Genomic DNA, 24,742 nt, shown 5'->3' with positions numbered 1-24,742 from the left:
CCGCGGGCGCGCCATCGCGCATCGCCGCATTCAGCCCGGCAGCGTCCGGTGCAGTTCCGCGAGCGACAGCGTCGTGCCGAAGAGCCGCGCGAGGCTGCGGCTCGCATACGCGTCGACGTCGGCGGGCTCCGTCCAGCGGAACGCGTCCATTTCGGGAATCATCGTGCCGTCCCGCCGGCTCGGGAACATCGACGTGCACGTGCAGCGCGACAGATCCGTCTCGCCGGCGGCGGCGCGCGCGGCGAACAGGTGCAGGTCCTTGTCGTGCCGATAGGCGAAGAGGCCCAGATCGACGAGCCGGGCGGGATCGAGCACGATGCCCGTCTCCTCGACGAGCTCGCGCAGCGCCGCCTGCCGCGCGGTCTCGCCCGGCTCGCCCTGCCCTTTCGGGATGTCCCAGTGCGTCGTGTCGGTCGCGTGCGCGAGCAGCACGCGGCCAGCGGAATCGAGCAGCACGACGCCGCACGACACCGTGCGCGCGCGAGTGCGGCCGTGCGGCTTCATCGCGCTCATCCGCGCGTCACGCCCGCGTCAGCGCTTCTGCAGTTGCCATTTGCCGGCCGCGGTCTTGCAATAGAGCGGCCGCAGCGTCATCGACTGCCCCTTCGCCTCGACCTCGGTCCTGACCTCGCGGCACGTGCGGCCTTCCTGCTCGGTCGTGGTCGGCGTGAGCTTCGCCGCGAGCTTCGTGCCGCGGCCGTCGTTGACCCAGTCGACGGTCTCGCCATCCTTGCCCTCGTCGCGAACCTTCTGCACGGCCTTCGCGAGCGACGCGGTGTCCGCCTTGCTGAAATAGCTGATCGGCGTGTCGTTCAGGAAGCTCAGGTTGTTCTGCGCATGCGCGGCAAGCGCCGCGGCCGCACATGCGGCGCCCGCCAGCGCGCGCGACAGGATCGAGACACGAGCTCGCATCGTCATGTTGTCCTCCTTTGGAAGCGATCGAATGTCCCGGCGCACGGCTTCGATCACGCGCCGGGAGAGCACTCAAGGATAACTGCAACGAACGGTATTTGAAACCGATCGTGCAACGGTACGGCGTGTCTCGCGGACTTCGGCGACGAAATCGCGACGCGCCGGCAGACGAGGCGCGGCGATCGGTCGCGCCGGCGGCGCTCGGCGTCAGTATTGCAGCCCGAAGCCGCGCGGATAGCGCAGCGGCCCCGTCGATCCGTCCGCGTTCAGCGCGTGGATCGCGACCGGCAGCCTGCCGACCGGCCGCTCGACGCCCAGCATCGCGTCGACGGCCGCGGGCAGCGACGGGCCGCGCCATCCCCCTTCGTAGCCGTAGTACGCATACGTCGCGAGCGTCGCGTCCGCCACGTCGTCGTAGCTGATCGCGTCATACGGCGCGCGCATCGTCACGTGAATCACGGTCTTGCGCCGCGCCTTCGCGTAGTCCATCGCGTCGCGCATCTGCTGCGCCTCGCTCGGCGCCGCGGCCGCGGCGAGCGCGCTTCGGCGCGCGCGGACGTCCGTCGCCGCGTCCGCACGCTCGACGTGGTCGAAGATCACCGAGCCTTCCTCCTCGCCGTTCGCGGGCGCGGCCTGCCGCATCAGCGCGGCCGACGGCGCGGGCGGGCTCACGCGCGCGTTCGGGTCTCCGTTGTGCTCGACGGGCGTGACGCCCGTCGACAGCGTGCCGACGATCACGATGTCGGCCGCATCGATCGCCTGCTGCTGCTCGGGCCATGCGATCTCGCCCAGCTTCGCACCCGTGACGAGCGAATGGCCGAGCTCGACGAAGCGCCGCCGCATCGCCTCCGCCTGCTCGCCCCACGGCGTCAGGATGAAGATCCGCCGGCCGGCCGCCTTGAGCGGCAGCGTGCCGCGCTCGTTGCGCAGCACCGTGATCGACTTGCGCGCGATGTCGCGCTCGACCGCGCGGTGCGCGGGCCCGCCGATCGACGCCAGTTCGTCGGCCGGCCGGCCGTGGTCGGCCGCAACGATGCCGTGGCGCAGCTTCGTCAGCACGATCCGGCGCACCGAGCGGTCGAATTCGGCGCGGTCGATGCGGCCCGAATCGACGGCCGCCGCGACGCGATCGACGAGCGCCGTCAGCCGGCCGGCGTCGGCCGCCGTGCGGAATTCGACGGGCATCAGCGCAATGTCCACGTCCGCCTGGAACACCTTGACGACCGCGTCGTCCTCGTCGAAGAAATCGGCGATGCCCTTCATGTCTAGCGCGTCGGTGATCGTCACGCCCCGGTAGCCGAACTCGCCGCGCAGGATGTCGTGCTGGATGCGCCGCGACATCGTCGCGGGCGCGATCATCTGCTCGCCCGTGCGCGTCGCGACGCGCGTGTCGTCGAGCGACGGATACTGGATGTGCGCGGTCATGATCACGTCCGGCGCCTCGCCCGATTCGATCGCCTGCCGGTACGGCGCGAGATCGATCGCGTAGGCGTCGGCGCGCGACTTGATCACGACGGGCAATCCGTAGTGCGAATCGGTGTCCGTATCGCCGTGCCCCGGAAAATGCTTGAACGTGCCGATCACGCGCTCGCTCTTCATCCCCTGCGCCATGCGCCGGCCGAGCAGGCCGATCGTCGCCGGGTCGTCGCCGAACGCGCGCACGTTGATGACCGGATTGAGCGGATTGCTGTTGACGTCGACGTCCGGCGCGAAATTCACGTTGAAGCCGACCGCCGCGATCTCCGCCGCGAGCACGCGGCCCATGTCGTATGCGAGCCGGTCGTCCTTCGTCGCCTCGTACGCCGCGCCGAGCGCCATGTTGCCGGCGAACGCGGTCGCCTCGGCGCGCGGCAGGCGGAACACGTTGCCGCCCTCCTCATCGATGCCGATCAGGAGGCCGAGCGGACTATCGGCCGCGGGCGCGGCCCGGATGCCGTCGATCAGCCGGCGCGTCTGCTCGATGCCCGTCAGGTTGTTCGAGAACAGGATCACGCCACCGATGCCGTTCTCGCGCAGCGCGTCGCGCGCGGCGTCGGGAAATTCGGTCATGCCGGCCGTGCAGGCCGGCTGTCCGTCCGGGCACCAGTAGCGGAACGCCATCATCAGCTTCTGGCCGACCTTCTGCCGGGTCGTCATCCGCTCGACGATCGCGTCCGCGCGTGACTCGATCGTCGCGTCGTCGTCGCCCGAGCACGCGCCGAGCACCGCCGTCACCGCCAGCGCGACGGGGAAATGAACCAAGCTTCTCTTGCGCATCTTCACCGAATCCTTGCCGCGCGCATTCCCGCGGCATTCACGTCGTTTCATTCGTCATCCGGCGTCCCGATCGGCTTTCGGTTCATCGGCACTCCGGAACTTCACGCGCATTCATTCACTCAGAATGCCAATTCATCGAATTCGCCAAACGAGTGACCGATATGCGACTTCTGCCGCGAACATTCGCGCCGATTCGGCAGTGCGCGCAGCATAGCACGGGGCTTTTCATGCTGCTCTCGATTTTCGGCGCATCGAATGCGCAGGCGGAAATCAATCGAATCACGGCCGAGCAATGCGCGAATATGCATGCCGAATCCGTCATCCACGACGATTCGCCGGTTCAATGCGAGCGATTGAGAAACGTGTCGTTCGATTACGTGAATTTCGACGGCCGGATTCAAAAAGGTGAAATCGTCGTGCTCGATGCGCTCGCCGAGCGCGTGCAGACGATTTTCGGCACGCTATGCCGAATGCGTTTTCCGTTGAGCAAGGCGGTGCCGATCGAGCGCTATCGCGGCGACGACGATGCGTCGATGCGCGACGACAACACATCGGCGTTCAATTCGCGGCGCAAGACGGGCAGCAGCGAATGGTCGATGCATGCGTACGGCGTCGCGATCGACATCAATCCCGTGCAGAACCCGTACGTATCGTTCGACAGCGACGGCACCGCGCGCGTGCTGCCCGCGACGGCCGCGAAGGCGTCGATGAACCGGCTCGACGAGCGGCCGGGCAAGCCGGCGCGCCCGGGCATGGCGGAGCGCGTCGTCGACGTGTTCGCGGACAACGGCTTCCTGCGCTGGGGCGGCTATTGGGACGATCCGATCGACTATCAGCACTTCGAAGTGGGCTCGCGCGCGCTCGTCGCGCGAATGGTCGACGCGTCGACCGACGATGCGCGCCGGATGTTCGAGCGATATGTCGCGTCGTATGCGGACTGCGTCGCGCGCACGCGGCGTGCGAGCCACGCGGCGGCACGCGCCGCGTGCGTTGCCGACGCGCTGCGCGAATGACGCGCGGCGGCCGCGCCGGGCCGTCCGTGCGCGCGGGCGTCTTCAGCGATTGCCGCTCGCCGGTTTCGCGCGCGGATCGTAGCCGTCGGTGAGCGTGCCGAGGAACGCGATCACGTCCTTGATCTCCGCATCGGTCATCGCGGGCGGATCGCCGCGCTTGCGGTCGAACGGCGGCTCGTCGTTCAGGTTCTTCCAGTAGCGCTTCGGCAAGTCGTCGAACTTCTGGACGACGCCGTGCTTCACCGGATAGAACTTCTCCGGATGCGTATCGCGCTCGGCGTAGAAGCGCAGCACGTCGTCGAGCGAGTGATAGATGCCGTTGTGGAAGAACGTCTTCTTCAGCGCGACGTTGCGCAGCGTCGGCGTGCGGAACAGCCCGCAGAACTCGTCGCGCCCCTTCAGGTCCTGACGCTCGGGCCCGCATGCGCCGAGGTCGTGGAAATTCGGATTCCGGTTCACCGCGAGCTCGCGGTTGCGCGGCACGCCGATCGCGATGAGGCCGAAATCGCTGAACTGCGGCGGCGTGCCGTCGAGCCCGCGCCGGCTCACGTGGCAGCTCGCGCAGTTGCCCTTCCTCTCGTCGTTGAAGACCTGCAGCCCGTGCAGCTCGGCGCTCGTCAGTTGCGCGCGGCCCGCCAGATACGCGTCGTACTTGCTCGTGTACGGATAGAACACGTCGGGCCTCTGCTCGAACGTGCCGAGCGCCTGCAACACCGCCTCGAACGTCGCGCGATCGTCGTCGAGCACGCGCGCGCCGAACGCCGCGCGAAACGCGCCGGCGTATGGCGCGGCCCGCACCGCGCGCGCAACCTTCGCGGGCGTGCCGTTCATCTCGAACGGCGACGTGAGCGGCGTGCGCGCCTGCTCCGCGCCGCCGTCGACGCGGCCGTCCCACGTGAGGCCGCCCGTCGGGCCGGCGTCGACGCTCTCGTCGCCCTCGTCGTCCGATTCGTGATAGTGCTCGCTGAACGCAGGCACCTTCTGCAGGTACTTGAGCGTCGGCACCGCGCGAAAGCCCTGCTGGCGCAGATCGTCGCCGCCGAATTGCGCGGGCAGCGCGTTCGGCGGCCCGAACGCGTGCTGCGGGCTGTGGCACGACGCGCACGCGAGCTTGCCGCTGCCCGACAGCGACGGATCGAAGAACAGTTGCCGGCCGAGCGCCGTCATCTGCTTCACCGCCTCGTATACCTGCGCGCGCGTCTGCGGCTGATTGTCGACGACGGCGGGCGCGCTCGACTGCGCGGCAGGCGCGGCGGCGGACGCGGACGTCGCGGCCGGCCCGTTCGCGTCGCAGGCGGCGACGCCCGCCGCGAGCGCGATCGCGGCAGCAGTTGCGCCAAGCGCGCGCGGCATGAAGAAAGTCGAACGATTCGGGAAAGCGTGTCGCAGCGGGCGGCGCATCATCGATCCGGCGGTGTCGAGTGAGAAAGGCGCGAGCGTATGTCACACGCATGACAGTTCGATGACGGATGACCGACAGCTTAACGAAAGCGTTACAACATGTTGCTGTCAAACGTTCCTTACACAATCCGCGCAACCGGCTGTCAATGGACATTCACACGACGCGTCACTTCGCGCGACGCAATCGGCCGGCCCCTCGATACCCACATACCTCGTGCGACAAGAGAGATAACGGATGAACAAGCATTGGATTCGCGTGACGCCGATCGCGCTCGCGGCCGCGATCGGCCTCACCGCGTGCGGCGGGGACGACGTCACGTCGCCCGGCCTGTCGGCAGTCAAGAACGTCGTCGTGATCTACGCGGAAAACCGCAGCTTCGACAACCTGTATGGCAACTTCCCGGGCGCGAACGGCCTGCAGAACGTGACGGCCGCGAGCGCGAAGCAGGTCGACCGCGACGGCACGCCGCTTGCGACGCTGCCGAAGATCTGGTCCGGCCTGACCGCGGCTGGCGTGACGCCCGCGGTGACGGAGGCGATGACGGCGAACCTGCCGAACGCGCCCTTCGCGATCGACGATCCGAACGGCTTCAACACGCCGATGAGCGTGACGACGCGCGACCTCGTTCACCGTTTCTACGAAAACCAGATGCAGATCGACGGCGGCAAGAACGACCGGTACGCCGCCTGGTCGGATGCGGGCGGCCTCGTGATGGGCCACTACACCGCCGATCCGTCGAAGCTGCCGCTCTGGAAGCTCGCACAGCAATACACGCTCGCCGACAACTTCTTCATGGGCGCGTTCGGCGGCTCGTTCCTGAACCACCAGTACCTGATCTGCGCGTGCGCGCCGATCTATCCGAACGCCGACAAGAGCCCGGCGGCAAGCCAGATCTCGGTCGTCAATCCGGACGGCGTGACGCTCACGACCGCGTCGAACTCGCCTGCATCCGCGCTGTCGGGCCCGCCGAAGTTCGTGAAGTCGGGCGGCCTCACGCCGGATTTCTACGCGGTCAACACGATGCAGCCGCCGTACCAGCCGAGCGGCAACGCGGCGGCGGCGGGCGGCGATCCGAACCTCGCCGATCCGTCGAACCCGTCGACGCTGCCGCCGCAGACGCAGCAGAACGTCGGCGATCTGCTGACGAGCGCGGGCGTCTCGTGGGCATGGTACGGCGGCGCGTGGGGCGCGGCGCTGCAGGCCGCGCAAAGCGGCACGTCGGGCGTGATCTACGGCCCGAACATGACATCGCCGAACTTCCAGCCGCACCACCAGCCGTTCAACTACTACGCGAACCAGGCGCCCGGCAGCGCGAACCGCGCGCAGCACCTGCTCGACGCCGGCACGAACGGCGCCGCCCTCATCCAGGCGATCGACGCGGGCAAGCTGCCGCAGGTCACGTTCTACAAGCCGCAGGGCAACCTGAACGAGCACCCGGGCTACACGGACGTCGCCTCGGGCGACCAGCACATCGCGGACGTGATCGCGCACCTGCAGAAGAGCCCGCAGTGGAACAACATGGTCGTGATCGTCACGTATGACGAGAACGGCGGCTTCTGGGATCACGTCGCGCCGCCGAAGGGCGACCGCTGGGGCCCGGGCACACGCATTCCGGCGTTCGTCATCTCGCCGTTCGCGAAGCAGGGCTTCGTCGACCACACGCAGTACGACACCGCGTCGATCCTGCGCTTCATCACGCGCCGCTTCTCGCTGCCGAAGCTCGCGGGCCTCAAGCAGCGCGACGACGCGCTCGTCGCGAACGGCTTCAAGCCGATGGGCGACCTGACGAACGCACTCACGCTGTCGACGGGCAACTGAGCGCCGGGCCGATTCACGAACGCAACATCGCTTCTTCGGGCGGCTTCGGCCGCCCTTTTTTTATCGATCGCGAGCATCCGGCCGGCCGCCCCTGCGAACGGACGGCCCGCGCGCGCCTCGTTTAGAATGCGCACTGCCTTTTTTGACCGCCCCGCACTCAGAGCGAGACCGCCATGATCATCAAACCGCGCGTACGCGGCTTCATCTGCGTCACCACCCACCCCGCCGGCTGCGCGGCGAGCGTCCGCGAGCAGATCGCGTACGTCGCCCGCCGTGGGCCGCTCGAGCACGGCCCGAGGAAGGTGCTCGTGATCGGCGCGTCGACGGGCTATGGGCTCGCCGCGCGCATCGCGGCCGCGTTCGGCGCGGGCGCAGCGACGCTCGGCGTGTTCTTCGAGCGCGCGCCGCTTGACGCGAAGCCCGGCACGGCGGGCTGGTACAACAGCGCGGCATTCCACGACGAAGCCGCCGCGCGCGGCCTCTACGCGGCGAGCATCAACGGCGACGCGTTCTCCGACGCGATCAAGCAGAAGACGATCGACGCGATCAAGCGCGATCTCGGGCAGGTCGATCTCGTCGTCTACAGCGTTGCCGCGCCGCGCAGGACGCATCCGAAGACGGGCGTCACGTTTCAGTCCACGTTGAAGCCGATCGGCCACGCAGTGCGGCTGCGCGGCGTCGACACGGACAACGAGGCGATCAAGGAAACGCTGCTGCCGCCAGCGACGCCCGACGAGATCGCGGGCACGGTCGCCGTGATGGGCGGCGAGGACTGGCAAATGTGGATCGACGCGCTCGACGCGGCGGGCGTGCTCGCCGACGGCGCGAAGACGACCGCGTTCACGTACCTCGGCGAGAAGGTCACGCACGACATCTACTGGAACGGCTCGATCGGCGAAGCGAAGAAGGACCTCGACCGCACCGTGCTCGCGCTGCGCGAGAAGCTCGCCGCGCGCGGCGGCGATGCGCGCGTATCGGTGCTGAAGGCGGTCGTCACGCAGGCGAGCTCCGCGATTCCGATGATGCCGCTCTATCTGTCGCTGCTCTTCAAGGTGATGAAGGCGCGCGGCACGCACGAAGGCTGCATCGAGCAGGTCGACGGCCTGTTGCGCGACAGCCTGTACGGCGCGCGGCCGCACGTCGACGCCCAAGGCCGGCTGCGCGCGGACCGGTTCGAGCTCGATCCGGCCGTGCAGGCGCGCGTGCTCGAGCTGTGGGACCAGGTGACGGACGACAACTTGTATGCGCTGACCGATTTCGCGGGCTACAAGACCGAATTCCTGCGCCTGTTCGGCTTCGAGATCGACGGCGTCGATTACGATGAGCACGTCGATCCGAACGTACAGATTCCGAATCTGATCGACTGATTCGCGAATCGTGCGGCCGCCGCACGCGCCCCGCCGATGCGCGTCACACGAGCCCGTTCTCCGTCGCGTACATGAACAGATCGACGTCGGATTTCAGCCCGAGCTTGCCCATCGCGTTGTGCTTGTGCGTGCTGACCGTCTTGATGCTGCGGCCATAGCGGTTCGCGATGTCGGTCATCGTCATCCCGGTCGCGCACAGCCGCACGACCTCGATCTCGCGCGGGCTCAGTTGCGGCGGCGCATCCGTCGCGCGCATCGCGAGCCCGCTCGCCGCGCCCGCGTGCGTGCCGACGAACGGCCGGCCCTGGCACACCGCGCCGACCGCGCGCGGCAGTTCGTCGAGGTCGCCGCGCTTGCTCAGCACCGCGAGCGCGCCCGCCTGGCGCATCGTGTGCATCAACACCGGATTGTCGAGCATCGTCAGCACGATCACGCGCACCGAAGGATGGCCGTCGCGGATCGCGGTCAGCATCGCGAGGCCGTCGGCGGCCCGCTGGTCGGGCATCGCGAAATCGGTGATGACGATGTCGCACGGCGTGGTCGCGAGCAACGCGAGCAGCCCCGCCGGATCATGCGCCTCGCCGACGATCGACACGTCGCCCATGCCAGCCAGCATGTGACGCACGCCCAACAGCACGAGCGGATGGTCGTCCGCGATCAACACTTGAACGCTCATTTACCTTCCTCCTTTTGGATCGCCGCGATCGCGCGATTGCGCCGGATGCGCAACGCAACGCAGCAAATGATTCACCATCGCGAGGATTTCCCGGACTGCGCCGCGAATCGCGCGCGCGTCGCCCGCCGTCAGCAGATGGTGGAATTCGTCGAGCAACGCATCGACGTGCGCCTGCCCGAACAGGCTGTACGTGCCGCGCGCCGTGTGACACCACGTGCGCAGCTCGCGAGCGGAGAGGCCGTCGCGCAGATCGCGCATCAGCGTGTCCCGGTCGCGCTCGAGCGCGCGGCGGCACGCGCCCAGGATCGCGTCGCGCGCCCCGCCGTGCTCGGACGACGCGCCGAAGCCCGCGAGCAGGCGCGCCGCGTCGATGCGCGACGGATCGAAGCGTAGCGCGGGCGCGGGCTCGATCGCATCGACGAGCACGCGCTCGAGCGCATCGAGCGTCGTCGGCTTGCCGATGCAGAACGTCATGCCGGCCGCGACGCAGCGCGCGCATTCGGCATCCGACACGAGCGCCGTCACGCCGACGACGGGCGTCGCGCGCACGCGCGCATCCGGATGCGCGCGGATCGCCGCCGTCAGCGCGACGCCGTCCATGCCCGGCATCCGACAGTCGGTGAGCACGACGTCGAACGCGCCCGTCTCGAGCGCGCGCAACGCTTCGTCGCCGCTCGCGCTGAAGCGCGCGCGGTGGCCGAGCGCATCGAGCTGATAGCGCAGCACGATGCGGTTCATCTCCTGATCGTCGACGACGAGCACGCGATACGCGCGCGACTTGCCCTCCGCCGCCGCGCGCGCGCACGTCGCGTCGCGCGCATCGAGCGCGGCGCGCAGGCTGTCGACGAACGCGCGCCAGCCGAGCGGATTGCCGCTCAGGCGCACGTGCGAGCCGTCGTCGGTCCAGCCCGCGGGCTCCGGCACATCGGTCACGCCGACCCAGCCGACCTGCGGCCGCGACGCATCGACGCGCGCGTCGTCGCACAGCACCGCATCGACGTGGGCCGCGCCGCGCGCGGCCACCCGCACGCCCGCCGTGCGCGCGTAGGCGGCAAGCGTCGCCGCGAGCGCGGCGTCGCCGACGTCGATCGACACGACCCGCCCCGCAAGCGCATCAGGCGCGTAGCCGCGCGCCGCGACCGCGCAGCGGATGCGCGCGGTCGCCGTCGTTCCCCTGCCTTCATCACTCGTCAACGTCACGTCCCCTCCCAGCAATCGCGCGAGCTTGCGCGCGATCGCAAGCCCGAGCCCCGTTCCCGATTCCGTGCGCCGCGCGCCGCGCGCCGCGCGCACAAACGGCGTGAAGAGTCGCGTCAACTCGTCGGCGGCAATGCCGATCCCCGTGTCGACGACCGTCGCGACGATCTCGACCGAACCGTCGACGTCGTCCGCCGCGCGCACGCGCACCGACACGCTGCCGTGCTCCGTGTACTTGATGCCGTTGCCGATCAGGTTGACGAGAATCTGCCGCAGCCGATTGCCGTCCGTCAGCACCGCGGCCGGCACGTTGGCATCGACGTGCAGCCGGATCCGCAAACCCTTGCGATGCGCGTGCACCGCGAGCATCGCGCTCACGCTGTCGACAAGCTCGCGCACGTCGACGCGCGTCTTCTCGATCGCGAATTGCCCCGCCTCGATGCTCGCGTGATCGAGAATGTCGTTCAGCACGCGCGCGAGCGACTGCCCCGAGTCCTGCACGAGACTCAGCAGCCGCTGCTGCTCCGGCGCGAGCAGCCCCTCTTTCACCAGCTCGACGAGCGCGAGCATGCCGTTCACGGGCGCGCGCAACTCATGGCTCGCGGTCGCGAGCGAGCCCCGGCTCGCTCTGAGCGCCGCCTGCAGCCGCTTCAGATCGCGATGCGCCCATCCGTAGCTCAACAGCGCGACGAGCACGTGGCTGCCCCACAGCAACGGGTGCACATGCGTCCACTTGCAGGGCTCGGTCGCGATCAGCATGCTCTCCTGCATTCGATTGGCGACCTGCGGCAGCGTCAGGAACGCGAGCGCCGCAGCGGAGATGCACACCAGTATGCGTCGACAGAATTTGCCTCCGCAAAAGCCGTCGCTTTTCATACCCTCATCCCATATGGAACCTCGCCAGAATACGCATCTCTTCCGTTGCCGGAAAAAACTCGCACATCCTTTTCTCGCGACGTTCCATTTATGGGTACGGTCGTTTATCCCATCGCACGTGCGCTTTCTCCGATTCTTCGATTCGATGGCGCGCAGTCGCGAACGGCGGCGTCCGCGCTTCGGCCGTCCCGCACGGGTGCGGGACGGCCGGCAAGCGAAAGTCGACGATCAACGCATGCGCATCGCGATATTCTCGCGCCCGATTTGGCCATGTCGGGCTTCGCACCTCGTCAAATCCACGCTTCGTTCGAAAATGAAAAAACTGATCCGGCTTTCTCGTTCACCTCCCTCTCTCCCATCCGATTCGATTCGCATGCCCGATACGATTTCAGAAAAGCGCCGATTTTCGGCTAATAGCGCACGTCCACGACCACGCTGTCCGTATACGTTCCGACGGCGGGCGTCTGCTGATCCGGATAGAGCCGCGCGGTATACGGAAACTGCTGCGCCGACTGGCCGTCGGCCGCCGCGCCGCTGCCCGCGCGGTTCGCCGACTGCCCCCACACCGCGCCGCCGCCCGGGCCGAAGATGTCGTACTGCAGCCGGCTCGCGCCGTTCGCCATCTGCCGGCGCCCGCTCGCGTGCGGATTCGCGCCGCTGGAGAGGCCCACCGTGTAGACCATCCCCTTCGTGCAGGTGAGCGACACGCTGCCCGTCACCGGCGCGAAGCTCGCAACCGTCGGCGCCGCGCCGAAGTTCACGTCGGGCGCGGCGATCACGCAGTCGTTCGTCACGGTGATCGTCACCGGCACGACCGCCGTGCCCGAGCCCCGGTCGCGGCCGAGGCAGATGCCGAGCACACCGATCCCGCTGCAGTAGTCCCAGTTCCAGGCGATCGTCAGCGTGTCCGTGTACGTGCCCGCCGCGACGTTGCTGCCCTGGATCGTGCGGAAATACATCGGCAGCGTCTGCGCGGGGCCGCCGAAGATCCCGAGCAGGTTCAGCAGTTGGCCGCTCGCCCAGTTGTAGGTCATGCCGAGGTTGAGCTTGATCGAGTAATTCTGGTCGGCGAACACCGAATATGGCACCGCGTCGCCCGTCGGGCCGACGAGCTTGCCGCCGTTCGCCGACGTGATCGTCGCGTTGATCTGGTCGCCGATCACGAAGAGGCCGAGCAGCGCGCCCGAGCATGACAGGCCGCTGCTCGTCGTCGACGTCGATTGCGGCTGGCTCGCGACGACGAACGACGTGACCGTGCCGAACGACGCGGGAGCGGCGCTCACGACCGAACACGTCGCATGCGCGTGCAGCGCCGGAAAGAAACCGAGCGCGAGCGTCGCCGCGACGCGCACGAGGAATTGTCGGAATGGCTTCATCGAGGAATCCTGTCGTTATTCGCCGCACGCGAGCGGACCGATGCGGCTCATCTGCGCCGCGTCGACGTCGGCTGCGAACGTCGCGCGGCAGGTTCGGCCGTCGGGCGTCCTGACGCGCAGGTGATTGACCGCGGACAAGCCTTCGAGATACGTCTCGCCCTGCCAGCCGACGAGCGCGGTCTGGCCGCTCTCCTCGTGCAGCACGCGCGAGCCGACGCCGATCGGCCGACCCGCCGCGTCGACGAGCGCGATCTGCGCGGAGACGATCTTCTGGATCGGGAACGTGACGAGCGCGCCGCCGTGGTCGCGCACCGCGACGCGACGCTCGACGATCGGCACGCGCACGTTGCTCGGCAAATCGAGCGGATCGATCTCGTACTTGCCCGCGTAGTAGGACGGCGCCCACGGCACGAGCAGATGGCCGCCGCCGTCGGTCCTGCCGACGAGCTGGTTCTCGTAGCGCACCGGCACGCCCTTGCGGCCTTGCGTGTCGATCAGCGCGAACGCATCGTCGACGCGATTCGCGGGCAGCACCGCGCCGTCCATCACGACGACCGAGCCCTGCGCCTCGCCCCAGCGCGCGTAGCCGCGCCCCGCGCCGTAGCCGTAGGCGCCGCCCTGCACCTGGACGTAGCGGTTGCGCCACGTCGCATCCGCCTGCTGGTAGTGCGAGCCGCCGCCCGCATACGCGAGATTCCAGCCGAAGCCGCCGTCGCTCGGCACGCTGCGGCTGTACTGCACGCGCTCGCTGAAACTGTTGCGCTCGTCGCGCGCGACCGAGCCCGTCACGACGCCCTTGTCGCCGAGCGGCACGATCAGTTGCAGTTGCGCGGCGACACCGTGGTCGCCGATCGTCTTGTTGACCGACGCGTAAAGCGTCGCGCGCCGGAACAATGGCCGCGTATACGACAGGTTCGCGATCCGCGTGTGCGTGCCGTCCGCGCCGCGCACGTCGAAGTAGCCGGCGCCGAGCGTGCCGCCGATCGCGCCGAGATTGAGCGCGGCTGTCGCCTGCGTGCTGCTGCGCACGAGCCGGTACGTGACGTCCGCGGGCAGATCGTAGACCGACAGATCGCGAAACCCGTCCGTGCGCTGGATTCGCTGCAGCGACACGCTGAACCGCTGCGACGAATAGCTGTAGCCGAACGCGTATTGCCGGCCCGACGTGCCGGCGAGACTGCTCTGCGTCGCCGCGACGTTGAGCACGCCGAACATGCCGACACCCAGGTCGAACCCGAGTCCGCCGAGCGCGAAGCGCTCGCCGCCCTCCGCGTGCCCCTCGATCGTCAGGTAATCGGCAAGGCCGTAGCGCGCGGTGCCCGACGCCGCGAACTTGCCGTACGAGAACGAGCGGATCCCGTAGTCGCGCCGCATCGCGCCCGCCGACAGCGAATAGTCGGAGAGCCCCTTTTGCAGCAGCGTGTTCGCGACGTAGAACGGAATCGTCGTCGCGACCTGGCGGCCGAGCGCGTCGGTCGTGACGACGGTCGCCTCGCCCGCGCCGTTGATGAACGGCACGTTGTTCATCGCGAACGGGCCGGGATTCACCTGCCCCGTCGTCGTCTTGCTGCCGTTGATGAACAGATCGACGGCGGTCGGCACCGCGGCCTGACCCGCAAACTGCGGCAGCGGATACGTGACGATGTCCGGCCGCACCTTGAAGTCGCGCTCGACCGACACGCCCCCCAGGCGCACGGCGCTCGACCACGACAGCGCGCCCGTGATCACGTCGCCTGCGGTGTACGTGAGCATCCGGTCCTGGTCCGAGTAGCGCCAGAACGTGTCGTAGCGCAGGTAGCGGTTGCTCCCGGCGCCGCCGATGCTGCCGCCGTAATCGCGCCGATAGACGCCCGTGTTCGTCACGGTGCCCCACTTGTCGAACAGACGCTGTTCGGTCCACGCGGACGTGTAGCTCGTGCCGAGCGTCGGCGAGTTCGTGTACACGTCGTAATTGAACAGGAGCCCGAAGCTGACGGCCGCGGGCGTGCGATCGTACAGCCGCCGCGAGCCGACCGTCTGCTGCGGCAGCCAGTCGGGCGGCACGGTCAGTTTCAGGCGCTGCTCGGTGCTCTCGTATTCGACCTGCACGCCGTCGAGCTTCGACAGATCGACGAGCGCGTCGGGCTCCGCGCCGGTGCGCACCGACGCCTGCGCGAGGTCGCTCGCCCGCGCGTAGTAGACGCCGTCCCGATAGCGGATCGGCACGATGCGCCCCGTCGACAGCTCATTGACGACGAGCTCGAGATACAGCGTGCCCTGCGCCGCCGCGCCCCCCGCGGGCGGCAGCGCGCGGCCGAAGCTGTCCGCGAGCGTCATCGGCTCGTTCGCGCGCGCGCCCCCCGCCGCCGCGAATGCGATGCCCACCGCCCACGCCGCCGCGCGCCGCCGCGGCAGCCCTCTCGTTCTGTATTCGTTGTACCGCTTCAAGGCATTTCCCCGTCGCGACATCGTCGCTTGTGTCGTGATGCGGATTACCGGTTCGAAGCGGCGCCGTCCACGTCGATTGCGAGATCGGCCACGCCGTTGACGGTGGCGATCAGCTTGGAATTGGAATTGAGCTTGATGGTCTCGGGCAGCGCCCAGCGCATCTGCGCGCCGGGCAGCACGTAGCCGAGCAGGCCCCGCGCGAAATCGGCGCGCGCGCCGTTCGCTTCGAACCCCGCATGCGTGATCCGCGCATGCACGGGGCCGCGGTTCGACACGACGAGCCAGCGCGTGCCGCCGTCGTGCGCGACGTGCCAGTGAAGCAAGGGCCGCCCCGCCGTCGCCGGGTCGCGGCGCCTGTCCGGGTTCTCTTTCGTCCACAGGCCGTCGCCGTAGACGAAAAGCGGCACCGAGTAGTGCATCTGGAACTTCACGCCGAGCGACGCCTCGCTCGCGGATTGCTGCGCGCCGTCGTCCGGCTGCGGGATCTCGTCGATCAGCACGCGATACGCCTGCTCGGTGCCTGGCGCCGCCTCCGCGAGCCGCGTGAGCCGGATCAACTGGCGCTTGCCTGGCGGCACCGTCGCCATCGGCGGGCTGCCCGCGATGCGCTGCTGGTTCTCGTCGTAGAGGTCCTCGCCGTTCGCCTCGCGCCAGCCGAGCACGCGCACCTGCAACGTCACCGGCCGGCGATCGCGGTTCTCGAGCCAAAGCGCCGCTGCCCGCTGGTCGCTCTCGATCACGGGATCGATCGGCCAGATCATCACGGACGCCGCCGCATGCGCATGCTGCGCCGCGAACGACGCCGCGGCCGCCGCGCCGAGCAACGCGCGACGCATCCGCGCCGCGCGCGCCGGCGCGCCAGGCGATCTCGAAACTTTCATCACGGATTCCTGATTGATTAATAACTGAGCGTGACCTGCGCGGTGTCGGTGTACGTGCCCGCGGGCACGCCGCCGCCCGGCAGCGTCAACGCGCCGTAGACCGGCAGCGTGATCGTCCCGGACACGGGCAGCGACACCGCCTGCCCGATCGCGATCGCCTGCGTGCGCCCGGGGTCCGAATACAGTTGGTACGCCACGCGCGCGCCGCCGCTCGCCAGATTGCGCTGCGTGTTGCCCGCGCTCGCGTTCGCGCCGCCGTCGATCGTCATCTTCAGCGTCGAGCCCGGCGAGCATTCGATCTGCAACGCGCCGCCGCCGACCGCCGCCTTCGCCTGCCCGGTCGCGACGGCCGGATGCGCGCCGAAGTCGAGCGTGCCGAAGTTCAGGCCGCTCGTCGGCCCGCCGCCCGCGACACCGCAACCCGCGACGATCTGCGCGCTGACCGTGAAGGCCTGGGTTCTGGGCAACAGCGTGTCGGCCCGGCCGGCAGCCGGCAACGCCGCGACGCCCAGCAGAAAAACCACTCGATGTAAGGTCGACATGACGATCGGAAATCTGGGATCGCCTCGCGGCCCGCTTGCGCGCGAGCCGCGAGGCCGGACTGAACGGAACCGACGCGTGCGCTTACCAGCCGAGCGTGACGTTCAGCACGTCGGTGTACGTGCCGGCGGCGAGCGCCGACGAGCTCGTCTTGTTGATGACGCCGTACAGCGGCAACGCGAATGCGGCGCCCGGCGTCGGCACTGCGACCGATTGCGGCGTGCCCGACACATATTGCTGCGAATGCCCCGCATCCGAGTAAACCTCGTATGGTACGAAGCTGCTGCCGTTCGCGAGCGCGCGCGTGCCCGTGCCGACGGCCGAGCCCTTCGATACGTTCTGGCCGCCGTCGATCGTCACCTGGATCGACGTGACATCCGGCGAGCACGTCACTTGCGTCGACGTCGAGCCGCCGCCCTTCGCCGCGCTCGTGAGCTGGCCCGTGAAGCCGCTCGGCTGCGTGCCGAAGTCGAGCGTGCCGAAGTTCGCCGAGCCGACCGAGCCGCCGCCCGTATCGACCGCGCAGCCCGTCGTCAGCACGAGCTGCGAGTTGACCGTCCCCGTGAGCGGGCTGGTTTGCGCCTGCACGCCCGCGCAGGCGGATACGCAGGCGAGAGCCGCCCAGACTTTCCAGTGAGCCTTCATTTTGTTTCCTTCTGTGTGGTGAAAAAGAACTGTTGCTGCTTACCTGCCCGGATCACCAGTCGAGCGTGATCCCGAGCAAATCCTCGTAGGTCCCGGACGGCACCGCGCGCGTCATGCCGTTGACGATGCCGTAGAGCGGCAGCGTCACGTCGTCCTGTCGCCCGTCGACGAGAAACGATTGCGGCATGAGCGGCACGTACGGCACGCTGCGCGCCGCGTCGCGGTACACGTTGTACGGAATCCGGCCGACGACGCGCCCGTCCGCGCCATGCTTGACCAGATAGCGGGTCGACTGGTCCCCGTTGCGACCGCTGTCGATCGAGACCAGAAAGCCGTTGACGTCCGGACTGCAAACGACGCGCACCGCACCGTTCGACGTCGCGCGGCCGTCGGCCATCAGGTAGTCGGACCAGAGCGGTCCTTGCGCGCCGAAATCCAGCCGGCCCAGATCCACGCTTCCGGCGACGCCCGCGACCTCGCATCCGCGGCTGACCTGCAAATTCACCTGCATCGTGCCGGTCAACTGCCCGGCCGAGACAGTCGCGAAAAACAGCATGAATGCCGCCCCGCTCATCATCCGCACCACACGCTTGCGCATTTCGCTCTCCACACGATCGCCCGTTGATCTCGTTGTTGTTTTTCGATGGCCCAATCGCCGCGCACGGCGGCCCCGTCGCCTCGCGCGCACCACGCATGCACCGACACTCGCCGATCCGCGCCGTGATTGCAGCGGACGAGCGCGGACGAACGGCAGCGCATCGCGCGCCGCCGTCGCGGCAGGCAAAGTCGGAATTCGAATTCGGTCGACCCGGTTTTTAATTGGTTGGGGTCGACCCGATTGGTCTACTCGATTGCGGTTATTTCTGAATCACGCCCCGGTTTCATCGAAAATATAATTGAATAGATGATGAATGCCCGACGTAATTGTTACTATCAGAATAATCCGAGTTTTGAAAAATTTGACAATGTTTAAAGATTCTTTCGAACGCTCGAGCACAGCCATTCGAACATGATCGACACGGCAAAATCCGTCATATGATCGTCACCCGCGCATCGTCGCAGGGATTCGGCCAGGAAAATCAAAAGCGGAAATTATCGACAGGAATAGCGGAATTCCGCCATTCTGACCGCGCATCGCCCGGGAATGGCGGCTGGACGAAGCGGTTCAATTTCGATGCGATTCGCGCGGCCGCCCGCCCGACTCTCATTGCGAGAGCGATATTCCATTTATCGTCATTTACTCGCCTGCACGCATTGTTCGAATGACGAATTATCTCGCGGCGCTTGGCTGTGCGATTCCAATCATTCGGCATCCGGACGATCGACGGCGCGGCATCCGGCGCATGCGGTCCAGGCGAAGACGCGCGTGCGTGCCGCCCGTCGCCCGCCCTTGCCCGCTCAGTTCGGCTGAAACCGGGGCAATAGCGCCGCGAACCGATCGGCGAGCGTCCGGCGCGACCGCTTCGGCCAGATCGCCGTCAACGGAAATTCCGGCAGCGCTTGCCCGTCGGCCACCGGGCTGAAATCGACGCCTTCGAACGTCAGCGTCCGGATCGACGACGGCAGCAGCGACACGCCGCAGCCCGCCGCGACACAGGCGATCACGGTCAGCGTGCGATTCGCGTCCTGAACGACCTCGATCGGATGGCCCGCGAGCCGGAACGCGCTGAGGATCGCCGCGCGAATCGACGGCAACTGCTCGTGCGGAAACCAGATGAGCCCCGCGCGCGACAGTTCCCGCAGCGTGATCGAGCCGTCCGGCTGCCGCGGAAACGACTTCGGAATCACGGCGATCAGCGGATCGCGCCGGATCAGCTTCTCGTGGACGGGGCCACCGATCGCGACGGGCGTATGCAGAATGCCGATGTCGATCTCGCCTCGCTCGAGCGCGACGACCTGCTCCGCATTGCTCATCTCCCGCATCACGAGATCGACGCGCGGCGCCGCCGCGCGCAACGCGCACACCGCGGCGGGCAACGTATCGAACAGCGCGGCCGACACGAAGCCGATGCTGAGCCGCCCTGCCCGCTGCGCGCCGATCTCGCTCGCGCGCCGCGCGGCGGCGTCCATCCGAGCGAGGCTCAGGCGAATGTCGTCGACGATCGCTTCGCCCGCCGTCGTCAGCGTCGCGCCGCGCCTCGAACGGTCGAACAGCTTCACGCCGAGCTCGCGCTCCATTTTCGTCAGCGCATGACTGAGCGCGGGCTGCGCGACGCCGAGGCGAATCGCCGCATGCGTGAGGCTGCCGGTATCGGCGATGGCCAGGAAATAACGTAGATGCTTGGATTCCATCTTCACTCTGCGCAATGAGACTGCTTTTTCGACGATCGTCGGCTTGCCGCTTCGCCACCGAATAGGCGGGCTGATTCGCGAATCCGCGCTTTCATTCCGCACTCGCTCCGGACAGACGAATTTGACTCGTGAATTTTCAATTTATCGACCATTCAATCAAATAGAATTATCCGATCAATCATTTCGAATATTCGCCGCCACGCATCGCGTCGAACGAAAATTGCCGCACCCCACGCAACGCAAACGTTGCCGAGCCTTTCCGCCCTGCACAAGCGGGTTCGACACGAAGCCCGTCATCATAATTTTCTTTTATCGATAATGCCCGGTTTCGTGATGCATTTATCGTTTGCCGCTCGATAAAATATGGCGATATGATGCGGAATTTTTCTCAATCGCTTATTGCGAAATCATTCTGGAGAGTGCGAGTGAGCTGGTACAAAGAAATATCGCCCGTGGAAAGACGCACGTTCAAGGGATGCTTTTCCGGCTGGGCGCTCGACGGCGTCGATACGCAGATGTTCAGCCTCGTGATTCCCGCGCTGCTCGCGTCGTGGAGCATCGGCAAGGGACAGGCGGGCCTGATCGGCGGCGCGACGCTCGCCGCGGGTGCGATCGGCGGCCTGCTCGCCGGCATGATCGCCGATCGCTTCGGCCGCGTGCGCGCGCTGCAGATCACCGTGTGCTGGTTCTCGCTGTTCACGTTCCTCAGCGCATTCGCGCAGAACTTCGAGCAGTTGCTCGCGCTGAAGACGCTGCAAGGGCTCGGCTTCGGCGGCGAATGGACGGCGGGCGCCGTGCTGCTGAGCGAAACGGTTCGCGCGCGGCATCGCGGCAAGGCGATGGGCATCGTGCAGAGCGCGTGGGGCTTCGGCTGGGGCGGCGCGGTGCTGCTCTACACGCTGGTCTTCTCGTGGCTGCCGCCCGAATGGGCGTGGCGCGTGCTGTTCGCGATCGGCGTGCTGCCCGCGCTGCTCGTGCTGTACATCCGGCGCGCCATCCCCGAGCCGCCGCGCGACGACGCGCGCGCGGCCGCGGCCGCGTCGGCGCGCGCGTCGGCGAAGAGCATCTTCGATCCGGCGGTGCTCCGGATGACGATCGTCGGCGGCTTGATCGGCGTCGGCGCGCACGGCGGCTACCACGCGATCACGACCTGGCTGCCGACCTACCTGAAGACCGAGCGTCATCTGTCGGTGCTCGGCACGGGTGCATATCTCGCCGTGATCATCGTCGCGTTCATCGTCGGATGCATGACGAGCGCGTACCTGCAGGACCGCATCGGCCGCCGCAGGAACCTGATGCTGTTCGCCGCGTGCTGCGTCGTGACGGTCAACCTGTACGTGCTGCTGCCGCTCGACAACGTCGCGATGCTGCTGCTCGGCTTCCCGCTCGGCTTCTTCGCGGCCGGCATCCCGGCCACGCTCGGCGCGCTCTTCAACGAGCTCTATCCGAGAAACGTGCGCGGCCGCGGCGTCGGTTTCTGCTACAACTTCGGCCGCGTCGCGTCGGCGATCTTCCCGGTGCTCGTCGGACACATGGGCACATCGATGCCGCTCGGCGTCGCGCTCGGCATCGACGCGGGCATCGCGTACGGGCTCGTGTTCATCGCCGTGTGGTTCCTGCCCGAAACGCGCGCGCGCGATTTCCAGACAGCGCAACCCGACGTCCGGGGCCGCGAAGCGGCACTGTAGACGCGAGGCGGCGCGAGGCGGCCTATCGGGCGCCCGTCATTTCGTGGATTTTCATGGATCAGGCATCGAACGATCCGGCAGTCGAAACGATGGGCCGCCCCTTCGCAACGCGCGCGCGCGACGCACGCGATCCGCTCGTCGACGCCTGGTACGGGAACGGGCTCGCGCCGATCGAGGCCGTCGATTCGCACGCGCACGTGTTTCTGCGCAGCCTGCCGCGCATCCCGACCGCGCGGCATTCGCCGGAATACGACGCGACGCTCGAATCGTACGTCGCGCATCTGAGCGCGTGCGGCGTCACGCACGCCGTGCTCGTTCAGCCGAGCTTTCTCGGCACCGACAATCACTTCTTCGTCGACGTGCTCGCGCGCTATCCGCAGCGCTTTCGCGGCGTCGCGAGCGTGAATCCGTGCACGGCCGAGGACGAATTCGCTCGGCTCGAAGCGACGGACGTGGTCGGCATCCGCCTGAATCTCGTCGGCCTGCCGATTCCGGATTTCGCCGCGCCGCGCTGGCGCGCGCTGCTCGCGCGCGCGAACGCGCTCGGCTGGCATGTCGAGGTGCACCGGCGCGCAGCCGATCTGCCTGCGATCATTCCCGCGCTGCTCGATCAATCGTGCCGCGTCGTGGTCGATCATTTCGGGCGGCCGGCGCCGCATCTCGGCACGCGCGATCCCGGCTTCCGGTTTTTGCTGTCGATCGCCGGCACCGGGCAGGTCTGGGTCAAGCTCTCCGCCGCGTATCGCAACATCGTTTCGGGCGATGGCACTGCGTTCGGCACGCGCGCGGCGCGCGCGCTGCTCGGCGCGTTTGCGCCGAACCGGCTCGTCTGGGGCAGCGACTGGCCGCATACACAGCACCGCGACCGGACCGACTACCGGACGACGCGCTCGGCGCTCGACGACTGGGTGCCCGATCCGCTTCTGCGGCGCATCATCCTCTGCGATTCGGCGCGCGCGCTGTTTCGCTTCGATCGCTAAACGACCGCGCGCGATGTGCCGACGCGCCGTCTCGTACGCCGCCTGCCCCCCGATGTATGCCAAAAATTTATGAATAACTCGGTCCGATCCGCTGGTTCGCGTCGACGCCGGCCGCTAGAATTTTCATCTCGATGACGATGACCCGGGCCCTTGTTCGACGGGCTCCGTGCTCGAATGCGTGCCGAACCGGCGCGCGATCGCGCGGACACCGGACGTCGCCGCGGATTTCGATTTTTCATCCCCGCACGCAGGCCTCACTCGCGCTGCGCCCGTTTGCGCGATGCCATCGCTTGACGGCGGATGGCATCGCGATCGACGCCGAAACGGGATCGTGATTGTTCGTTTCACCCGCCGGCCGCCGCATCGGGCTTCGCTTCTTTCGATCGGCGGTCGACTTGCCGTCATTCGTCCAACACACAACTCTACATTTGCCGGCCGATACGGGACGCGATCGAATCCCGACAGGCAAGGGAGCTTTTTTTCGATGGAAACCTACCTCGACCTTCTGGTGGAACGAGAAGCCCTGATGATCAAGCTGGATGCGGCGCGCACGCAGGCGCGCAGCGCCGCGCTATCCGAAGTGAAGCGAATCGTCGAGGAATTCGAACTCACGACGCAGGAAGTGTTCGGCCGTGCGGGCGTGTTGCGCCGCCGCGGCAAGCTCAAGCCGAAGTACCGCGATCCGAAGACCGGCGCGACATGGAACGGCCGCGGCCGCCCGCCCTCATGGATCGCCGGGAAGGATCGCGCCGCGTTCGTCGCGTGACGCCGGCGAGGCGTGGCGCAACGGGGCGCGACGTCAAGCGGCAACGTTTGCTCGCACCGCGTGCGCTGCGCGCAGGCCGCAGCAAGAAAGCCCACACCGCTCGCCCGAACCGTGTGGGCTTTTTCGTTGCATTCGGCTCGGCCCGACAGACAGACGCACAATCGACGATCCCGCCGCGTGCGACGCGCAGCCGCAACGGCGTCCGGCCGTCAGAACGCCGGATGGCACTCGAACGCGAGTTGCGCGCGCCCCTGCGAGCCGCTGCCGCGATCGACGGATTCCCGCTTCACGCTCGCCTGCATGCCGCGCTGCGCGCAGTAGTTCGTCGCTTCGTTGACGGCTCGCTCGTGCGCGCCCGCCCACGACAGCAGAATGCCGCGCGAGTTCGAATCGACGGTGTAGACGTTCGGGGTTTCAGTCGCGCTGATGTCGGATGCGCTCGAGCATGCGGCAAGCAGCAGCGCGCAGAGCGCGATTGATAAGGACGACGATTTGAGAACGCGTGGTTTCAATTTTGCAAGCGTGCTCTTCGAGCAGACTGGGAATAATGAGACACGTGAAAGTATGCCGCGCTCCGCCCGATAGATCATTCCCGTTACGCTTAACAGTCCGTTTCGCTGATGCAAACAATGTGCGGCGCCTGCGTGGCGCTTCGTCAGCCTCGCCGGCTTTTTTCCTGCTTGCGTGCGCGCCGGACATCGACCACGCAACGGGGCGCAGCGGCCGGGCTGCTCACGATGTGGGACGAATCGCCCGCCTCGCGACGCAATACATGCGCGGCACTCCATAGGCATGGCCTATGCCGGGCAGAGGAAGCCCGTTCTATCGCTTCGTTCGCAGGACAGCGAAAATAGCGACATCGGCCATGCTCCACGCCTCGAACGCACCCGACGCTCGCGCTTCGGATTCCGCTCGCCCGAACGCCAAACGCACTCAACCCCACTTTTATCGCACACGATGGACTTCTTCAGTCCGAATACGACGAGCACGATGCTTCATGGCGATGCCGGCCGCATCGACGCATTCGTCGACGCGCCGCCCGGCGACGTGCGCGGCATCGCCATCGTCACGCATCCTCACCCGCTACAGGGCGGCGATGCCGGACACAAGATTCCTCGCGCGCTCGCCCGCGTCTTTCAGCTATATGGCTGGCTCGCGATCCGGCCGAATTTCCGCGGCGTCGGCGGCAGCGAAGGCACGCACGACGCCGGCAACGGCGAAACCGGCGATATGCTCGCGATCGTCGAGGCCGTGCGCCGCGCGCATCCCGGCAAGCCCGTCGCGCTCGCGGGCTTCTCGTTCGGCGCGTTCGTGCAGGCGCGGGTCGCGCGGGCGCTGATCGACGCCGGCGCACCGCCCGCGTGCACGGTGCTCGCGGGCGTTCCGTTCGGCACCGTGCAGGGCGAGCGCCAATACGACACGCCCGCTGCGCCGGACGGCACGCTCGTCGTTCACGGCGAATCGGACGCGGTCGTCCCGCTTGCGAGCGTGATGGCGTGGGCGCGTCCGCAGCGGCTGCCGGTCGTCGTCGTGCCGGGCGCGAACCATTTCTTCACCGGCTGCCTCGGCATGTTCGTGTCGGTCGTCGAGCGGCACGTCGCGTCGTTGCGATAGCGATTCGCGGCCCGCG

General features: G+C 67.7%; 25 protein-coding genes. 10 read left to right on the top strand and 15 right to left on the bottom strand.

What is annotated here, in order from left to right; genetic code table 11:
• Window positions 1-30: 30 nt before the first annotated feature.
• The 3 genes from WS92_RS18105 to WS92_RS18095 all read right to left on the bottom strand — a co-directional run bounded on the left by WS92_RS18105 (window position 31) and on the right by WS92_RS18095 (window position 3,219).
• The gene (locus WS92_RS18105; protein ID WP_059929359.1) at window positions 31-513 is read right to left on the bottom strand and encodes an NUDIX hydrolase; all 483 of its coding nucleotides are present in this window, start codon (window positions 511-513) and stop codon (window positions 31-33) included.
• A gap of 18 nt (window positions 514-531) precedes the next feature.
• On the bottom strand, window positions 532-918 hold the full coding sequence (locus WS92_RS18100) for an RT0821/Lpp0805 family surface protein (protein ID WP_015601236.1): 387 nt from the start codon (window positions 916-918) through the stop codon (window positions 532-534).
• 201 nt (window positions 919-1,119) lie between these two features.
• Window positions 1,120-3,219 (bottom strand): glycoside hydrolase family 3 protein, encoded by a 2,100-nt coding sequence (locus tag WS92_RS18095; protein WP_059929361.1) that lies wholly within the window; start codon window positions 3,217-3,219, stop codon window positions 1,120-1,122.
• Here WS92_RS18095 and WS92_RS37215 point away from each other — a divergent pair.
• On the top strand, window positions 3,145-3,324 hold the full coding sequence (locus WS92_RS37215) for a hypothetical protein (RefSeq protein WP_009912748.1): 180 nt from the start codon (window positions 3,145-3,147) through the stop codon (window positions 3,322-3,324). The genes WS92_RS18095 and WS92_RS37215 overlap by 75 nt on opposite strands.
• Here the strand turns inward: WS92_RS37215 and WS92_RS36680 are convergent.
• Complete coding sequence (locus WS92_RS36680) at window positions 3,288-3,494, bottom strand: hypothetical protein (RefSeq protein ID WP_242425366.1); 207 nt, start codon at window positions 3,492-3,494, stop codon at window positions 3,288-3,290. The genes WS92_RS37215 and WS92_RS36680 overlap by 37 nt on opposite strands.
• Here WS92_RS36680 and WS92_RS18090 point away from each other — a divergent pair.
• Window positions 3,396-4,181: a M15 family metallopeptidase gene (locus WS92_RS18090; protein WP_231755874.1), complete on the top strand. Its 786-nt coding sequence runs from the start codon at window positions 3,396-3,398 to the stop codon at window positions 4,179-4,181. The two genes, WS92_RS36680 and WS92_RS18090, sit on opposite strands and share 99 nt — an antisense overlap.
• 42 nt (window positions 4,182-4,223) lie before the next feature.
• On the opposite strand, the gene WS92_RS18085 is transcribed toward WS92_RS18090, so the two are convergent.
• The gene (locus WS92_RS18085; RefSeq protein WP_061083872.1) at window positions 4,224-5,585 is read right to left on the bottom strand and encodes a cytochrome-c peroxidase; all 1,362 of its coding nucleotides are present in this window, start codon (window positions 5,583-5,585) and stop codon (window positions 4,224-4,226) included.
• Between the two features lie 232 nt (window positions 5,586-5,817).
• On the opposite strand from WS92_RS18085, the gene WS92_RS18080 reads away from it, so the two are divergent.
• On the top strand, window positions 5,818-7,401 hold the full coding sequence (locus WS92_RS18080; RefSeq protein ID WP_059929368.1) for an acid phosphatase: 1,584 nt from the start codon (window positions 5,818-5,820) through the stop codon (window positions 7,399-7,401).
• A gap of 173 nt (window positions 7,402-7,574) precedes the next feature.
• Window positions 7,575-8,768 (top strand): enoyl-ACP reductase FabV, encoded by a 1,194-nt coding sequence (gene fabV / locus WS92_RS18075; RefSeq protein WP_059929370.1) that lies wholly within the window; start codon window positions 7,575-7,577, stop codon window positions 8,766-8,768.
• 43 nt (window positions 8,769-8,811) lie between these two features.
• On the opposite strand, the gene WS92_RS18070 is transcribed toward fabV, so the two are convergent.
• From WS92_RS18070 to WS92_RS18035, 8 genes are all read right to left on the bottom strand, one after another.
• Window positions 8,812-9,444 (bottom strand): response regulator, encoded by a 633-nt coding sequence (locus WS92_RS18070; RefSeq protein ID WP_009912761.1) that lies wholly within the window; start codon window positions 9,442-9,444, stop codon window positions 8,812-8,814.
• Entirely contained in the window at window positions 9,445-11,517 is a 2,073-nt protein-coding gene (locus WS92_RS18065; protein ID WP_059929372.1) for an ATP-binding protein, read from the bottom strand.
• Between the two features lie 410 nt (window positions 11,518-11,927).
• Window positions 11,928-12,893, bottom strand: coding sequence for a Csu type fimbrial protein (locus WS92_RS18060; protein WP_006026436.1), 966 nt, complete (start codon window positions 12,891-12,893; stop codon window positions 11,928-11,930).
• A 15-nt stretch (window positions 12,894-12,908) separates the two neighbouring features.
• A complete protein-coding gene (locus tag WS92_RS18055; protein WP_059929374.1) occupies window positions 12,909-15,320 on the bottom strand; it encodes a fimbria/pilus outer membrane usher protein in 2,412 nt (803 codons plus the stop codon).
• A gap of 44 nt (window positions 15,321-15,364) precedes the next feature.
• Window positions 15,365-16,201 (bottom strand): fimbrial biogenesis chaperone, encoded by an 837-nt coding sequence (locus WS92_RS18050; protein WP_059929376.1) that lies wholly within the window; start codon window positions 16,199-16,201, stop codon window positions 15,365-15,367.
• 17 nt (window positions 16,202-16,218) lie between these two features.
• A complete protein-coding gene (locus WS92_RS18045) occupies window positions 16,219-16,743 on the bottom strand; it encodes a Csu type fimbrial protein (protein WP_059929379.1) in 525 nt (174 codons plus the stop codon).
• An 82-nt stretch (window positions 16,744-16,825) separates the two neighbouring features.
• Window positions 16,826-17,386, bottom strand: coding sequence for a Csu type fimbrial protein (locus WS92_RS18040; RefSeq protein WP_006026432.1), 561 nt, complete (start codon window positions 17,384-17,386; stop codon window positions 16,826-16,828).
• Window positions 17,387-17,438: 52 nt separating this feature from the next.
• Window positions 17,439-17,984, bottom strand: a complete 546-nt coding sequence (locus tag WS92_RS18035; protein ID WP_059929605.1) for a Csu type fimbrial protein — start codon at window positions 17,982-17,984, stop codon at window positions 17,439-17,441.
• 126 nt (window positions 17,985-18,110) lie between these two features.
• Between WS92_RS18035 and WS92_RS37210 the strand changes: the two genes are divergently transcribed.
• Window positions 18,111-18,290, top strand: coding sequence for a hypothetical protein (locus tag WS92_RS37210; protein WP_075644852.1), 180 nt, complete (start codon window positions 18,111-18,113; stop codon window positions 18,288-18,290).
• 131 nt (window positions 18,291-18,421) lie between these two features.
• A complete protein-coding gene (locus tag WS92_RS35890) occupies window positions 18,422-18,652 on the top strand; it encodes a hypothetical protein (RefSeq protein WP_171845216.1) in 231 nt (76 codons plus the stop codon).
• Between the two features lie 132 nt (window positions 18,653-18,784).
• On the opposite strand, the gene WS92_RS18030 is transcribed toward WS92_RS35890, so the two are convergent.
• On the bottom strand, window positions 18,785-19,678 hold the full coding sequence (locus WS92_RS18030; RefSeq protein ID WP_015600209.1) for a LysR family transcriptional regulator: 894 nt from the start codon (window positions 19,676-19,678) through the stop codon (window positions 18,785-18,787).
• 452 nt (window positions 19,679-20,130) lie between these two features.
• Between WS92_RS18030 and WS92_RS18025 the strand changes: the two genes are divergently transcribed.
• The 3 genes from WS92_RS18025 to WS92_RS18015 all read left to right on the top strand — a co-directional run bounded on the left by WS92_RS18025 (window position 20,131) and on the right by WS92_RS18015 (window position 23,112).
• Window positions 20,131-21,366 (top strand): MFS transporter, encoded by a 1,236-nt coding sequence (locus tag WS92_RS18025; protein WP_041861718.1) that lies wholly within the window; start codon window positions 20,131-20,133, stop codon window positions 21,364-21,366.
• 53 nt (window positions 21,367-21,419) lie between these two features.
• Window positions 21,420-22,346, top strand: a complete 927-nt coding sequence (locus WS92_RS18020) for an amidohydrolase family protein (protein ID WP_015600500.1) — start codon at window positions 21,420-21,422, stop codon at window positions 22,344-22,346.
• Between the two features lie 484 nt (window positions 22,347-22,830).
• Complete coding sequence (locus WS92_RS18015; RefSeq protein WP_009917351.1) at window positions 22,831-23,112, top strand: H-NS histone family protein; 282 nt, start codon at window positions 22,831-22,833, stop codon at window positions 23,110-23,112.
• A 209-nt stretch (window positions 23,113-23,321) separates the two neighbouring features.
• On the opposite strand, the gene WS92_RS18010 is transcribed toward WS92_RS18015, so the two are convergent.
• Window positions 23,322-23,624, bottom strand: coding sequence for a hypothetical protein (locus WS92_RS18010; protein ID WP_009917353.1), 303 nt, complete (start codon window positions 23,622-23,624; stop codon window positions 23,322-23,324).
• 445 nt (window positions 23,625-24,069) lie between these two features.
• Here WS92_RS18010 and WS92_RS18005 point away from each other — a divergent pair, with 445 nt between their 5' ends.
• Window positions 24,070-24,726 (top strand): alpha/beta hydrolase, encoded by a 657-nt coding sequence (locus WS92_RS18005; protein ID WP_015600892.1) that lies wholly within the window; start codon window positions 24,070-24,072, stop codon window positions 24,724-24,726.
• Window positions 24,727-24,742: the final 16 nt, after the last annotated feature.

This window comes from Burkholderia sp. MSMB1588 (assembly GCF_001546925.1).
GTDB classification, from domain to species: domain Bacteria; phylum Pseudomonadota; class Gammaproteobacteria; order Burkholderiales; family Burkholderiaceae; genus Burkholderia; species Burkholderia humptydooensis.
Note: the sequence above shows the minus strand (reverse complement) of the source record. Positions and strands in the feature narration are given on the sequence as shown.